The sequence below is a fragment of the Pullulanibacillus sp. KACC 23026 genome, assembly GCF_029094525.1.
In the GTDB taxonomy this organism is placed as follows: domain Bacteria; phylum Bacillota; class Bacilli; order Bacillales; family Sporolactobacillaceae; genus KACC-23026.
Genome location: NZ_CP119107.1, coordinates 3,482,021 through 3,495,995, shown reverse-complemented (window position 1 = coordinate 3,495,995; position 13,975 = coordinate 3,482,021). Strand labels below are relative to the sequence as shown.

The 13,975-nt window shown below is 43.1% G+C and carries 14 protein-coding genes; 12 read left to right on the top strand and 2 right to left on the bottom strand.

Annotated elements, in window-relative coordinates; translation table 11 throughout:
- Positions 1–485: 485 nt before the first annotated feature.
- Genes PU629_RS16255 through coaD form a run of 3 tightly spaced genes read left to right on the top strand, consistent with a single transcriptional unit; the run spans position 486 to position 2,746 of the window.
- Entirely contained in the window at positions 486–1,619 is a 1,134-nt protein-coding gene (locus PU629_RS16255; RefSeq protein WP_275281100.1) for a hypothetical protein, read from the top strand.
- Between the two features lie 34 nt (positions 1,620–1,653).
- Positions 1,654–2,211: a 16S rRNA (guanine(966)-N(2))-methyltransferase RsmD gene (gene rsmD, locus PU629_RS16250; RefSeq protein WP_275281099.1), complete on the top strand. Its 558-nt coding sequence runs from the start codon at positions 1,654–1,656 to the stop codon at positions 2,209–2,211.
- Between the two features lie 43 nt (positions 2,212–2,254).
- On the top strand, positions 2,255–2,746 hold the full coding sequence (gene coaD / locus PU629_RS16245) for a pantetheine-phosphate adenylyltransferase (RefSeq protein WP_275281098.1): 492 nt from the start codon (positions 2,255–2,257) through the stop codon (positions 2,744–2,746).
- Positions 2,747–2,766: 20 nt separating this feature from the next.
- Here coaD and ylbJ read toward each other — a convergent pair whose 3' ends face one another.
- Positions 2,767–4,002, bottom strand: a complete 1,236-nt coding sequence (gene ylbJ, locus PU629_RS16240; protein WP_275281097.1) for a sporulation integral membrane protein YlbJ — start codon at positions 4,000–4,002, stop codon at positions 2,767–2,769.
- Between the two features lie 180 nt (positions 4,003–4,182).
- Here ylbJ and PU629_RS16235 point away from each other — a divergent pair, with 180 nt between their 5' ends.
- Complete coding sequence (locus PU629_RS16235; RefSeq protein WP_275281096.1) at positions 4,183–4,962, top strand: patatin-like phospholipase family protein; 780 nt, start codon at positions 4,183–4,185, stop codon at positions 4,960–4,962.
- A gap of 7 nt (positions 4,963–4,969) precedes the next feature.
- On the top strand, positions 4,970–6,016 hold the full coding sequence (locus PU629_RS16230) for a SepM family pheromone-processing serine protease (RefSeq protein WP_275281095.1): 1,047 nt from the start codon (positions 4,970–4,972) through the stop codon (positions 6,014–6,016).
- 393 nt (positions 6,017–6,409) lie between these two features.
- Here the strand turns inward: PU629_RS16230 and PU629_RS16225 are convergent, their stop codons facing one another.
- Positions 6,410–7,633 carry a nucleotidyltransferase gene (locus PU629_RS16225; protein ID WP_275281094.1) on the bottom strand — a complete coding sequence of 408 codons (1,224 nt, stop codon included), beginning with the start codon at positions 7,631–7,633 and terminating at the stop codon, positions 6,410–6,412.
- A 182-nt stretch (positions 7,634–7,815) separates the two neighbouring features.
- On the opposite strand from PU629_RS16225, the gene PU629_RS16220 reads away from it, so the two are divergent.
- The 7 genes from PU629_RS16220 to PU629_RS16190 all read left to right on the top strand — a co-directional run bounded on the left by PU629_RS16220 (position 7,816) and on the right by PU629_RS16190 (position 13,666).
- Positions 7,816–8,334 carry a YceD family protein gene (locus tag PU629_RS16220; RefSeq protein WP_275281093.1) on the top strand — a complete coding sequence of 173 codons (519 nt, stop codon included), beginning with the start codon at positions 7,816–7,818 and terminating at the stop codon, positions 8,332–8,334.
- 25 nt (positions 8,335–8,359) lie between these two features.
- Positions 8,360–8,533, top strand: a complete 174-nt coding sequence (gene rpmF, locus PU629_RS16215; RefSeq protein ID WP_275281091.1) for a 50S ribosomal protein L32 — start codon at positions 8,360–8,362, stop codon at positions 8,531–8,533.
- Positions 8,534–8,713: 180 nt separating this feature from the next.
- Positions 8,714–9,202, top strand: coding sequence for an IS200/IS605 family transposase (gene tnpA / locus PU629_RS16210; RefSeq protein WP_275281090.1), 489 nt, complete (start codon positions 8,714–8,716; stop codon positions 9,200–9,202).
- A gap of 418 nt (positions 9,203–9,620) precedes the next feature.
- Positions 9,621–10,238, top strand: a complete 618-nt coding sequence (locus PU629_RS16205; RefSeq protein WP_275281089.1) for an RsfA family transcriptional regulator — start codon at positions 9,621–9,623, stop codon at positions 10,236–10,238.
- A 248-nt stretch (positions 10,239–10,486) separates the two neighbouring features.
- The gene (locus PU629_RS16200; RefSeq protein WP_275281088.1) at positions 10,487–11,824 is read left to right on the top strand and encodes an acetyl-CoA carboxylase biotin carboxylase subunit; all 1,338 of its coding nucleotides are present in this window, start codon (positions 10,487–10,489) and stop codon (positions 11,822–11,824) included.
- Complete coding sequence (locus PU629_RS16195) at positions 11,824–12,036, top strand: acetyl-CoA carboxylase biotin carboxyl carrier protein subunit (RefSeq protein WP_275281087.1); 213 nt, start codon at positions 11,824–11,826, stop codon at positions 12,034–12,036. Before PU629_RS16200 ends, PU629_RS16195 begins: the two co-directional genes overlap by 1 nt.
- A 94-nt stretch (positions 12,037–12,130) precedes the next feature.
- Positions 12,131–13,666 (top strand): acyl-CoA carboxylase subunit beta, encoded by a 1,536-nt coding sequence (locus PU629_RS16190; RefSeq protein ID WP_275281086.1) that lies wholly within the window; start codon positions 12,131–12,133, stop codon positions 13,664–13,666.
- Positions 13,667–13,975 lie beyond the last annotated feature (309 nt).

Below are 13,975 nucleotides of genomic sequence, written 5' to 3'. Positions count from 1 at the left end.
AAAAAACCCGCAGGTCTAACCTGCGGGTGTCTTTACGCATACCGAGTATGCCAAGACAATGGGAGAGGAGAAACCGGCGGAAAAACTTATGGGGAAACGTAAGTCTCCGCGGTTGGAACAACATCGACTTGATGTTGTCTTCTACAGTATGAGCGAACTATAAAGAACCTATACCTGAAAAAAGAACAATTTTTTAAAATGAAGGAAAAGGCTTGGAAGGCATGGGCTTTAGTAATGCCTGCCCTGAAAATAAGTCCAATTTGGATGAGGGCGGTAAAGGCTATTGAATTTTCTGGTGGCGGCACCGTAAAACAAACGCATTGTGTGGGGCTACCCCTTCGAAAAGTCCAACGGTAGACAAATAACGTAATCAGGTTACGTCTAATTGATATAAGTGTAACGAGCCTTCTCTATTAGCTGATTGTGAGGCGGATTTCAAGAATAGATGTAACGATGATACGCTATTTTCACAGAAATGCGCCGTTTTGACTCGGTTTATGAGTCATAGCGAATCCTCGTTACGCTCAACCGAAATAGGCGTAACGTCATTTCCTTATTTCGGCTATCCGGCCGGATTTGTGGCGGATAGTGTATTCTCGTTACGCTCAACCGAAATAGGCGTAACGCCATTCCCTTATTTCGGCTATCCGGCCGGATTTGTGGCGGATAGTGTATTCTCGTTACGCTCAATCGAAATAGGCATAACGTCATTCCGTTATTTCGGCATTCCGGCCGGATTCGCGAAGGATAGCGAATCCTCGTTACGCTCAACCGAAATAGGCGTAACGTCATTTCCTTATTTCGGCTATCCGGCCGGATTTGTGGCGGATAGTGTATTCTCGTTACGCTCAACCGAAATAGGCGTAACATCATTCCCTTATTTCGGCATTCCGGCCGAATTCGCGAAGGATAGCGAATCCTCGTTACGCTCAACTGAAATAGGCGTAACGTCATTTCCTTATTTCGGCTATCCGGCCGGATTTGTGGCGGATAGTGAATCCTCGTTACGCTCAACTGAAATAGGCGTAACGTCATTTCCTTATTTCGGCTATCCGGCCGGATTCGCGGCGGATAGCGAATGCTCGTTACGCTCAACCGAAATAGGCGTAACGACATTCCGTTATTTCGGCATTCCGGCCGGATTTGTGGCGGATAGTGTATTCTCGTTACGCTCAACCGAAATAGGCGTAACGCCATTCCCTTATTTCGGCTATCCGGCCGGATTCGCGGAGGATAGCGAATGCTTGTTACGCTCAAACGAAATAGGCGTAACGCCATTCCCTTATTTCGTCATTCCGGCCGGATTCGCGAAGGATAGCGAATCCTCGTTACGCTCAAACGAAATAGGTGTAACGTCATTCCGTTATTTCGGCATTCCGGCCGAATTCGCGAAGGATAGCGAATCCTCGTTACGCTCAACTGAAATAGGCGTAACGTCATTTCCTTATTTCGGCTATCCGGCCGAATTCGCGAAGGATAGCGAATCCTCGTTACGCTTAATCGAAATAGGCGTAACGAGCCTTTTCTATTGGCTGATTAGGAGGCTATTCTTGATGAGGTACCAACATCTCTGGTTAGAACGGATGGTTTTTGCTTTGATGGGATTTATGGTAGGATAGAGTGGAATCTTAAGAGGTAAGGACGGAAGTTAATATGAGGGTCATTTCAGGGTCTTGCAAGGGGAGGCGGCTTCGTGCTGTCCCTGGTCAAAACACGAGGCCGACGACAGATAAGGTCAAAGAAACGATGTTTAATATAATCGGGCCTTTCTTTGAAGAAGGTTTCGTATTGGATTTGTATGGTGGTTCCGGCGGACTCGGCATTGAGGCATTAAGCCGAGGCATGCAAAAAGGTGTTTTCGTTGATCATTATGGACCTGCCATTGAAACCATAAAAGCAAATTTGGAACTTTGTGATTTACAGGATCAGGCAGAAGTTTTTCGGAATGATGCCTATCGGGCGCTTAAGGCACTTGAAAAGAGAGAAATGGCTTTTGATCTTATATTCCTTGATCCTCCGTATGCTAAAGAACAGCTCATGCGTGACATCGCTAAGATCAGTGAAGGCCATTTACTGAAAAGCGGGGGTTTTCTAGTTGTTGAACACGCTGATGAGGTCGATCTGCCGGATAAACTGAGCGATTCCATTCATCGCTTCCGCTATCAAACCTTTAATGAACAAACCGCACTTTCTTTCTATTCAAAGTCATAATCAATAAAGGTTAAGATCCTGTTAGGAAGGTAGGAAATGTAACATGACAGGTATTGCATTATATCCAGGAAGCTTTGATCCTGTAACATTAGGGCATTTGGACATTTTGAAACGCGCCTCTAATGTATTTGATGAAATTATTGTCGCTGTCTTACATAATGGAGAAAAAAAACCTCTTTTTACATTAGAAGAGCGAGTAACCCTTCTTAAGGAAACCACCCAAGATCTCCCGAATGTAACGGTTGAGTCGTTTGGAGGACTTATGATTGATTTTGCGCGCAAAAGAGGCGTGAATGCTGTTCTAAGAGGGCTTCGGGCTGTTTCTGATTTCGAATATGAGCTTAAGATTACGTCGATCAATAAAAAACTTGCTGAAGAGATTGAAACGTTCTTTATGATGTCAAACAGCAACTATTCGTTTCTGAGCTCAAGTATTGTAAAAGAAGTCGCTAAATATAATGCACAAGTTTCGGATTTGGTTCCCGAACCCGTTGAACGTGCGCTAAAAGCTAAATTTCAAAAAAGCGAGGGTTAGACATAGTCTAACCCTCGCTTTTATAATTTTGTGTTCGAATAACTGGATTTTAAAAACCCTCTATAAATTACAAACGTAATTAGTGTGATGAAGGTAATGAGTGACCCGGCATGAAGCCATTCTTCGGGATAGGAAACGAGTGATGTGAGACGGTTTTCAAGTGGTGCCGTAACGGATAGGACAGAGCTTGTCGTTGCCCCTTCAAAACTTATGTTAAAATATTGAAGCAAAAAGATGGTTGCTAGACTTGCAATGAAGCCATGAATCAATCTGCCCACAAAGAATGGTTTGACATTTAATTTGACTTCAGACAGGATGCTCGCGACTTGTGCTTGAATGGAGAATCCGCTGAACCCGAGTATGAATGAGGTGACCACAACAGCCTGAAAGAGTGGAACTTGCAAGGTGCTTAATCGTTTGGCGCCAACGGTCATTTCAAAAAGTCCCGGGATAATTCCGCTGCTTAATCCTGGATCGAGATGGAACAAAAGCAGTAAGTGATGCAAGCTTGACGCTAGGAGTTCTGTCACGTGTACTTCATCAAGAATGCGATTAAAAACCGAAAACATAATGATGAAGCCTCCCACCATCAGTAAGGTTGTGACCGACGAATGAACGGCATCCCCAAGCATTTTGCCGATTGGTTTTCGATTTTTCAGACGCTCAATATGCATCTCCTGAAAGGCACGCATAATGATTCGGGGTGTGAAACGTTCGGTTGATCTTGCAGAGAGATCGCTTTTTGGATGGTAAAATCGCATACAAAGTCCGACCCCAATATTTCCTATGTAATGAGCCAGGGCAAACACGATACCGAGTTCTGGTTTTTTGAAAAATCCAACTGCCAAGACGCCAAACATAAATAGAGGATTGGAAAAGTTGGTGAAGCAAGCCAATCGTTCTGCCTCAATTTTTGTTAATTTCTCTTCTTGGTAAAGTCGGGCAGTTATTTTGGCACCTGCTGGAAATCCCGATGCCATACCCATGACAAAGACAAAGCCACCGACACCCGGCACTCTGAATATCGGTCTCATAAAGGGTTCAAACAAAACGCCTATAAAGGTAACGATACCAAAACCGATTAACAGCTCTGAGATGATAAAAAAGGGTAAGAGCGAGGGGAAGACAACGTTCCACCACATCTTGAGACCAGATAAAGAAGCCTCTACAGCTGCCTCTGGAAAGGCGACGAGTGAGCCCGCAATAAATAAGGCAAAGATGCCCAAACTGTAGGTTTTAAATTTGTCTTTAGACAATGTGTTCACCTCTTTGATTCTTTCAGTTCAGTCGTTCGTTCTGTTTGCATAACTTAGGTAACGAATAGGTACCCAAGTATTTTGAATAAGTAAGTATAGACGAGTTTAACTCGTCCTTCTTTCACTATACGCGCAGCAGAACGGAATTAGACCAAACTGAAGAGTAAGAGGGGGAGACCAATGACAAGGCCAACAATAGGACTTGCTTTAGGATCTGGAGGAGCAAAAGGCTTTGCTCATATTGGGGTGATCAAAGTCTTGGAAGAAGCGGGCATTCCGATAGATTATATAGCGGGGTCGAGCATGGGAGCACTCGTGGCCGCCTTATATGGGGTCGGTCATAATTGGAAAAGTATGGAGCGAATGGCGCTTGCTTTCAGGCGAAATCATTATCTCGATTTTACAGTTCCTAAGATGGGGTTTATAACGGGAAAGAAATTAACCGATCTCATTCGGGTGTTAAGCTATCAAAAACATTTTGAAGATTGTCGATTGCCTGTTAAAATTGTAGCAACGGATTTAATAAGGGGAGAACGGGTTATTCTAGATTCAGGTCCTCTTTATAAAGCGGTAAGAGCGAGTATTTCGATTCCAGGTGTGTTTGTCCCAGTTAAGTGGGGAGGGAGGATCTTTGTGGATGGCGGTGTCATTGACCGCGTGCCGACAAAGGTAGTCAGAGACATGGGGGCAGATCTTGTCCTTTCTGTCGATGTCTCAAGCTTTTCTGGAGAAGCGGTTATTCATTCCATCATTGATGTTATGGTGCAAAGCCTTGACATTATGCAACAGCACCTTGTTAACCAGCAGGAATCTCATGCCGACCTCTTGATGAAGCCGCCTGTGTCGAATTTTAATTCCACTGCTTTTACAAATCTTGATCGAATTATTGCGATTGGAGAGAAAACAGCGAGACAGCATATTAGAGACCTCCAACGCCTTATTGCCAATTGGAAGGATTGATTTATTTATGACGAAGCAAAGAGCAAAGTGGCCGTATGTTCTATTGATCATTCTTATCATCCTGGTCGTGATCCTCGAATTCGTTCAGGTTCCTTACTATGTCCATAAACCAGGTACGGCAGATAAGCTTGAATCCATGGTTCATGTTAAAGGCGGTTACCAAGATCAAGGAACTATGCGTTTAGTGACGATCTACGAAATCAAAGCGAATCTCTTGCAATATTTGATTGCCAAATATGACTTTAATAAATACACGGATGTCTATAAAGTCAGTCAAATTCAATTGCCTGATGAAACGCAGCAAGAGCTCAATGTTAGAAATTTAAATGACATGAAAACGGCTCAGGATAGCGCTACCTATGTGGCCTATAAAGCCGCTGGACGCAATCCGACCATTAAACAGTTAGGAATTAAAGTGCTGGATATTAATTCAGAAATGCCGGCTAAAAAAGTATTAGAGCCTAGTGATCTGATTATTGAGGCGAATGGGAAGCCGATACATACCATTAATGACTTTAAAAAAGAGATAAAAGGGGCTAAAGCCGGGCAAAAGGTTCAACTGAAAATTAAGCGAGGAAATGAAACAAAGACAGTAAGTACTCAACTCGCGAAGTTCCCTAAGGATTGGCAAACTTCTGGACAATCCGATGAAGTCGGATTAGGCATTGTTGAAAGTGATGATGTGAAGGTGAGTGTGACCCCGCCTGTCACCTTTAACACACAAGGAATCGGCGGACCGTCTGCTGGCTTAATGATGACCCTCGAAATATATAATCAACTGACGCCTTCTGACTTGAGTAAAGGATACAATATCTGTGGAACGGGGACGATGGACTTTGATGGGACAGTGGGACCTATTGGCGGCATTGAAGAAAAAATTGTTGCCGCTAATAAGGAAGGGGTCGATATTTTCTTTGCCCCTGTTGCCGACCACGAAGCTAAGGATGCAGAAGCAACGGTAAAAGACATTCATTCAAAAATTAAAGTCGTACCTGTTAAAACGTTTGATGATGCTCTGAACTATTTAAAAAACTTAAAAGAAAAGAAATCGTAAATAACGAATCCTAGTTGCTGCGCTCGTGACCCTAGAATAGAAAGTTTTTTATACCAGAAACAGACGCTCAACCTAAAGAGCGCCTGTTTTTTCTTTTTTGACAAAAACAGCCTTCGTCTAAACAGAGGGCACTGAAAAAGTCCTCTCTGAAGTGGGTGCTGTAAACTTGGCTGTTGATTTCCGTTACAGGCACTCGCTTTCCGTGGGCACGGCCTCAGCCTCCTCCCTCGCAAAAAGCGCCCGGTGCAGGGTCTTCGGACACGTGCTGTTCCCGCAGGAGTCTCGCCTATTTCCACCTATTTTTATCAACTAGCAACAATCTTTTAGAAAAGAGCCTTTTTATTGGATCAAGATTACAAAATTAAAAAAACAAAAGTTCTTCAGTGCCTTTGTCTAAACACCTGAAGGTTTTGCGGTGCTTAGTTGAACGGGTACTTGTTCAAACTCCGAGGATTCTCCGTTTGGAATTAACTGATAGCATTTAGCGGCTTGAATATCCCGATGAAGAAGGGTTTGATTTTCTCTATTAAGTCTTGAAATTAAAGGAATCCTTAGAGTTTCTTTTTGGTGATTCAAATACTGTTGACCGTTGTTCGACATGCCCAGTAATCTGAGATAATTTGGCCGTTCTAGGGCATGGGCACTCATCATTTCTTGTTTGGTCGCTTGCGTCAAAATATGGGTGAGCAGACGCTGAAGGCGTGTCCAAGTGTAGCGCTTCGTTTTGATCGCTTCCATAAACGATTGAAAGTCCGCTGCTTTTTCAATCTCTTTTTTCAGCCGATTCTCGAGTCCTTCTTCGGCTTCATAGATAGCGGAAATGGCTTCCCCTGAATCGGTCAGCAGTCGATATTTTAATAAAGGAAAGTAGTCTTCCCATGATCTCAACCCATCTTGATTAGCGGCGATTTCTAAAGCTTCTGCCGTATATAGTGGAACATAGGGCTTGAGCGCTTGCCATTCACCGTTTGATTCAAACAAGGCTTGACGAATAGCCGTAGCACTTGCAATCTTTTTCTGGGTGAGTGACTTGTCATGATAGGCCGCACCGGTTCTCTTTATGGTATGACACGTAATGGCCCCGCCTAATAGCCTGCTTGCCTTGATGTAGTGAAAGCCTAGAATATTATTGGGTTGAGTTAAATCGATTGTCTGATCGCGCTCTGGTGATAACCCTTTAAAGGCAAGGGCTTGTGCTTTGGGGTAGCTATACCCTTCCTTCATGAAGGCTTTTAATGAAGCGTTATAAGTCTCGTTATTGGAAGTTAAAAGATCTAAAGTGTTCAAGAAAGGGGCAATCTCACCCTGCTCACTGCCAAAACAAAGGTCGGTTACCCCTATATCTTGTAAGAGGCTCACGGCACCGAATGCAAATACTTCCGCTCTTTGTGTCGCATAGGCGTAGGGAAGTTCAAAGACAAGATCAATGCCGGCTTGAAGCGCGAGTCGGGAACGTGTCCATTTTGATAATAAAGCAGGTTCCCCCCGCTGCAGGAAAGGACCACTCATGACCGCTACTGTAAGGTCGGGTTGGATTTTTTTTCGCATTTCTTGTAAATGATAAAGATGACCATTATGTAAGGGATTGTATTCCACTACGACACCTGCCACTTTCATGCGTCTCACTCCTCCTTGTGCATGTTGAAGTCTCTTTTTTTGGCTTTAGTAAAAGTTGGTGTTTCTTAGCTTTTTTTGTTACTCTAAGCTTAGGCTTTTCAGGAATGACTGTAAAGGGCAATCTATTGACATTTCGCTTAACTGCGACTATAATAACACTTGTTGTCTTGAGGTGATAGGCCGTGACATTAAAATGGACAGTTCCGGAGCTGGTTAAATATCGGAATGATGGTTTAATGATCGATGAAACCCTCTCTCTTCAAGAAGATTTAACGAATAGAGACCGCGAAATACGCCAGGTTTCACCGGTGAACGTATCAGGTTATGCAGAAATATCTCGTTCAAAAGCGAGCTTTTACTTGACCGTTAAAGGTGAGATGGTTTTACCGTGCTCTATTACACTTGAAGATGTCCCATTTCCGTTTCATATTCAAATGTCGGATACCTTTCATTGGGATGCCTCTTTCAGCGAAGAGGATCATGTGGATGAAGAAACCCATGAAGTGGTCGATCAGACGATTGATTTGGTTCCATACATTGAAGAAGCGATATTAGTTGAGAAACCAATACGTGTGATCAGTGAAAAGGCTAAGGAATTGCCGCTCCCAAGCGGGAAAGGCTGGGACTTTGTGGCTGATGGGAATCGGAAACAACAACTTGATCCAAGATTGGCCAAGTTAAAAGAATTATTGGATGACTGATGGATGCATCAAGGAGGTGGAAATCGTGGCGGTACCTAAAAGAAGAACGTCAACGACTCGTAAGAACAAACGTCGTACGCATTTTAAGTTGAGCGTGCCTGGCATGGTTAAATGTGACAATTGTGGTGAATTTAAATTAGCTCACCGCGTTTGCCCAGAGTGTGGCTCATATAAAGGAAAAGAAGTCGTAGAAAAATAAGACTTCCAAATAATGAGGAATCCGGCATTTGCCGGGTTCCTCATTTTTTGTAAAAAGAAAACCCTAGGCTATGCCTAGGGTTCAGAAAAGCTTTCAGCGAGGTATCAAAAAAAGCCTCTCTTAGTGTTACAATAAATTTTGGTTCCCCAACCAAATTTATCGAACTAGGAGAGACTCTTTATGTCAAAACCTGATGTTAACAGTTTAGCACACACCAAATGGAATTGTAAGTATCACATTGTTTTTGCACCAAAGTATAGAAGACAAATTATATATGGGAAACTTAAAAAGGATATAGGAATGATCTTAAGACAATTATGTGAAAGAAAAGGTGTAGAAATTATTGAAGCCGAAGCATGTAAAGATCACATACATATGCTTGTAAGTATTCCACCTAAAATAAGTGTTTCATCTTTTGTTGGATATTTGAAAGGGAAAAGTAGTTTAATGATTTTTGACCGACATGCCAATTTAAAATATCGGTATGGGAATCGAAAATTTTGGTGTAAAGGATTTTATGTTGATACAGTAGGAAGAAATAAGAAAGTAATTGAAGAATACATTCGAAACCAGTTACAAGAGGACGTAGTTGCAGAACAATTAAGCATGTTTGAATATATAGATCCATTCACAGGAGAAGAGATTAAGAATAAAAACAAGAAAAAATAAAAGAAGCCCTTTAGGGTAGCTGGAGAAGTAGTGCGGTTGGGGAATCTTTCAGTACCCTTTGAAGGGCTGGCCAGTAACAGAGGCTTTCAGCCGTAGAACAAACCACCCGTTATCACGGGTGGTTTTGATTTGAAACGGGACACTTCTCGCGTTCCTTTTCGTTTTTCGAAACGCGGGGACGGTTCTCGCGTTTCATTTCGTATTTGACCTTTCACCAAATAACCCGAAGTTCTAATTGAAAGTTATGAGATTAATGTGTTGGCAAGTGAAACAGGGAAATTAGCCAATTCCCTTCTCAAGCCATCTAATAGAAATTAGATAAAAATTCTTCTTTAACTTTTGGTAGAATTATAAAGTCTATCTTTCCTACCATTTGCATATCATAAGGTAAAAAGCAAATGAAATGGAGGGATCGCCGATGTCAGCTATTCGTCAAGATGCGTGGACAGATGATGAGGATTTGCTGCTGGCCGAAACGGTTTTAAGACATATACGTGAAGGTAGTACACAGCTTTCCGCCTTTGAGGAAGTAGGGAAAACCTTATCCCGTACCCCAGCGGCTTGTGGGTTTCGCTGGAACTCCTTAATTCGAAAACGCTATGAAAATGCGATTAGTTTAGCCAAAAAGCAACGAAAAGAATTGAATAAGAAAAATAAAGTTGGAAATAAGAGAAAAGAAAGACCGTTTATCAAGCTGATGGATTCATCAGCTGACCATTCAGATGAACAAGACTTAAACTTATCACAGGTTATTGAATTCCTTAAACAATTAGAACAGCAATCCGCGAGCCGAGTGACAGATGAGGAATTAGCCCTTCTAAAAGAAGAGAATGAAAGCCTCAAACAACAAGCTGAGTTACTTAAGCGGGAGAGTGAACAGTTAAAGAAAGATTTCTTAATGATGAAAGAGGATTATCAGGCGCTCATCCAGATTATGGACCGGGCAAGACGGTATTCAGAGCCTTCTAACATCCAAAGTGATAATGAATGGGGAGAAGTGACAGAAGCACTCTCTGTCCAATCGAAGAAGGATTAAGTTTCATGCACTAATTTTAATTGATAGATGAACTAAAAAGCCGGCTTGAAGGGGAAAAGAGAAAAACCCCTTTAAGTCGGCTTTTGTATGAAAACATCTGCAGTTAAGGGTAAAATCTCACTTGTTATAATTGTTTGAGTACAATACAATTATAATATAGGTCATTCGCTCAATTATAGTGAAGCGAAGATGGAATGACCATTGATTTTCATCTAAATGTAAGCGTTTTTACAGGAGGTGCAGGTGTCGTGAAGCGATTGCTGATTGCCAATAGAGGTGAAATTGCGGCCCGGATTATCCGAACTTGTAAGCGTCTTGGTATTGAAACCATTGCGGTCTACTCGGATGCCGACCAAGAGCTCCCGTATATTAAAGATGCCACCTTGAATGTCCGAATCGGTGAGCCTCCTTCTCAGAAGTCGTACATGAATCAGGATGTGATTCTTGAGACGGCTAAGAAGTATAAGGCGGATGCCATTCATCCTGGCTATGGCTTTTTGTCTGAGAATGCAAGCTTTGCGGAGAGCGTTTTAGAGTCCGGCTTAACTTTTATTGGACCAAAGCCATATGCGATTCGGGCTATGGGGGATAAGATTCAGGCAAGGCAGCTTATGAAGCAAGCAGGGGTTCCGATTGTAGATGGAAGTGAAGCAGCTTGTGAAACTGTTGAGTCTGCCGTTCAATTAGCAAATGAAATCGGCTATCCTGTCATGTTGAAAGCAAGTGCCGGCGGTGGCGGGATTGGTATGCAGGTGTGTGAAAATGAACAAGTATTAAGAAAAGCTTTTGCAACGAATGCCAAACGGGCGCAAACGTATTTTGGAAACGCTTCAATGTTTGTTGAAAAAGTGATTGAAAATGGACGGCATATTGAAATTCAGATCGTTGCAGACAGCTTCGGCAATGTCGTCCACTTATTCGAACGTGATTGTTCAGTCCAGCGCAGGAATCAAAAAGTCATTGAAGAATCACCTTCTCCCTTTTTGAGCGACGCGTTGCGTGAGCGGATGGCAGAGGCGGCGATACGAGCAGCAAAAGCTGTCGATTATTGCAACGCAGGAACCGTGGAATTTATCGTTGCTCCAGATGAAAGCTTTTATTTTCTTGAAATGAACACGCGATTACAGGTTGAACATCCGGTAACCGAACTCATAACGGGAGAAGATCTAGTGGAATGGCAAATACGGGTGGCGGAGGGAAACCCTCTACCTAAAGAGCAGCACGAAATCAGTCGGACGGGTCATGCCATTGAATGCCGTCTCTATGCGGAGGATCCTCAAACCTTCTTGCCTTCACCTGGAAAGCTTAAGGTATTTTCTATCCCAGAAAAAAGAGGAATACGCATCGATCAAGGCTATGAAGAAGGAAATACGGTCACCCCTTTCTATGATCCGATGATTGCGAAAATCATTGCTTCTGGTGAAACGCGTGATGAAGCCATAGATAAGGCTCTTGCTTTCTTTGAAGCCATGAAGATCGAAGGGATTAAAACGAATGCACCATTATTTGTGGAGTTGCTAAAAGAATCCGATTTTAAAAGAGGTCATTATACAACTCAATTATTGAATTCGAGGAGGAATTCGTGATGAAGACAATCGAAGCAAGCATGGCAGGGACTGTCTTAACGATTCATGTTAAGGTTGGAGATCACGTTCAATCAGGTGATACGGCAATTGTGTTAGAGTCGATGAAAATGGAAATCCCCATTGAGAGCCCCGAAAGCGGAACGGTAACGGAAATTAGAGTGGCAGAAGGCGATTTTGTAAATGAAAGTGATGTGCTCGTTGTCTTAGAGTAATCCTCATCGATCTGAATGTAGCTTGATCTTAAAATGAGCGTTCGCTCAGTTTACCAGGTGATCACTTTAGATTAATTAAGATAGGAGTAAATCCATGTCAAACATGAACGAGCGTTATCAAGAATTAAAGATAAACATCTACACGGGTGGTGCGGAAAAATACCATGACAAATTGCGAGAAGCCGGCAAGCTCTTTGTCAGAGATCGGTTAGCCCTTTTATTTGATGAGGGGGATTTTCAAATTGAGGACGGCCTCTTTGCTAACGTTCAGGCGGGGAATTTACCAGCCGATGGTGTTGTAACCGCCATGGGTTCAATCAATGGTCAAACGGTTTGCGTTATGGCCAATGATTCAACGGTTAAAGCAGGTTCGTGGGGGGCGAGGACGGTTGAAAAGATTATCCGAATCCAGGAAACCGCTGAAAAGTTGCAGGTCCCTCTTCTCTATCTCGTCGATTCTGCCGGAGCGCGGATCACTGATCAATTAGAGATGTTCCCCAATCGAAGAGGAGCCGGACGGATTTTTCACAATCAAGTCCGTTTATCAGGCATGATTCCGCAAATCTGTCTGTTATTTGGCCCTTCTGCTGCTGGAGGCGCGTATATCCCTGCTTTTTGTGATGTGGTGTTTATGGTGGATAAGAATGCATCGATGTATTTAGGGTCACCGCGGATGGCGGAGAAGGTCATTGGGGAGAAGGTCACACTCGAAGAAATGGGCGGGGCACGCATGCACTGTACCGTGAGCGGATGCGGGGATCTGCTCGCCTCTACTGAAGAAGAAGTGATTCGAAAAGCCCGTGAGTACTTATCCTACTTTCCTAAGAATTTTAAAGAAAAGCCGCGCATGATGAAAGGGATTGAACCTGTGGTGACGAGAACCATTACGGAAATGGTGCCAGAAAATCAAAACGCTCCCTTTAACATGTATGATCTTATAGCGGCACTTGTGGATGATCAAAGTTTTTTTGAAATCAAGAAACTTTTTGCTCCTGAATTAATTACGGGTTTGGCCCGTTTGAATGGCAGGGTAGTCGGCATCATCGCGAATCAGCCGAAAGTCAAAGGTGGAGTGTTGTTTGTTGACTCGGCTGATAAAGGAGCTAAATTTATTACGCTTTGTGATGCTTTTAATATTCCGCTACTCTTCTTAGCTGATGTCCCAGGGTTTATGATTGGAACAAAGGTAGAACATGCAGGAATAATCCGGCACGGTGCCAAGCTTATTGCCGCGATGAGTCAGGCGACAGTTCCTAAGATTTCTGTCATTGTACGAAAGGCTTACGGTGCTGGGCTTTATGCGATGGCGGGTCCTGCATTTGAGCCGGATTGCTGTCTAGCGCTGCCTACTGCTCAAATTGCGGTTATGGGGCCTGAGGCTGCCGTCAATGCGGTCTATTCGAATAAAATTCAAGCCATAGAGGACCCAAAAGAACGAATTCGCTTTGTAATGGAAAAACAGGCGGAGTACAAAGATGAAATTGACATTTATAAGCTTGCCTCAGAGATGATCATTGATGATATCGTGACAGGAGAACAACTGAGAGAGGTTTTAATAGCCCGATTTACCCGTTATGAGTCAAAACAGGTGTCTTTTGGCGTTCGAAAACATCCTGTTTATCCAGTCTAATTTTTGGGGGACAGACCTCTTCAAGCATGACGTCTTGAAGAGGTCTGTTCTGTTCCAATAAAGACGCGGGTTTAGCGTTTTTATTATTTCTTAGGAAACTAGAATCTGGACTTGTGGATAGTTAATTATAAACCATGAGAAAACCTTGTGCAGAAGAGTGTGTAATGGGGCTTCTTCACACACAAAGGGCTCCGCTCATGGCGCGTTTTGGTGTATGGGAGCCCCCATCACACACAAAGGGCTCCATATACGTTTGTTCTTATTGGGCAATCCCATGAGTGTGATAGAATGTTAAGCGTGTTAGTCGAT

Coding starts and splice junctions, on each gene's coding strand:
- rsmD (WP_275281099.1), top strand. CDS start 1,654: ATGAGGGTCATTTCAGGGTCTTGCAAGGGGAGGCGGCTTCGTGCTGTC.
- coaD (WP_275281098.1), top strand. CDS start 2,255: ATGACAGGTATTGCATTATATCCAGGAAGCTTTGATCCTGTAACATTA.
- PU629_RS16235 (WP_275281096.1), top strand. CDS start 4,183: ATGACAAGGCCAACAATAGGACTTGCTTTAGGATCTGGAGGAGCAAAA.
- PU629_RS16230 (WP_275281095.1), top strand. CDS start 4,970: ATGACGAAGCAAAGAGCAAAGTGGCCGTATGTTCTATTGATCATTCTT.
- PU629_RS16225 (WP_275281094.1), bottom strand. CDS start 7,633: ATGAAAGTGGCAGGTGTCGTAGTGGAATACAATCCCTTACATAATGGT.
- tnpA (WP_275281090.1), top strand. CDS start 8,714: ATGTCAAAACCTGATGTTAACAGTTTAGCACACACCAAATGGAATTGT.
- PU629_RS16205 (WP_275281089.1), top strand. CDS start 9,621: ATGTCAGCTATTCGTCAAGATGCGTGGACAGATGATGAGGATTTGCTG.
- PU629_RS16195 (WP_275281087.1), top strand. CDS start 11,824: ATGAAGACAATCGAAGCAAGCATGGCAGGGACTGTCTTAACGATTCAT.
- PU629_RS16190 (WP_275281086.1), top strand. CDS start 12,131: ATGTCAAACATGAACGAGCGTTATCAAGAATTAAAGATAAACATCTAC.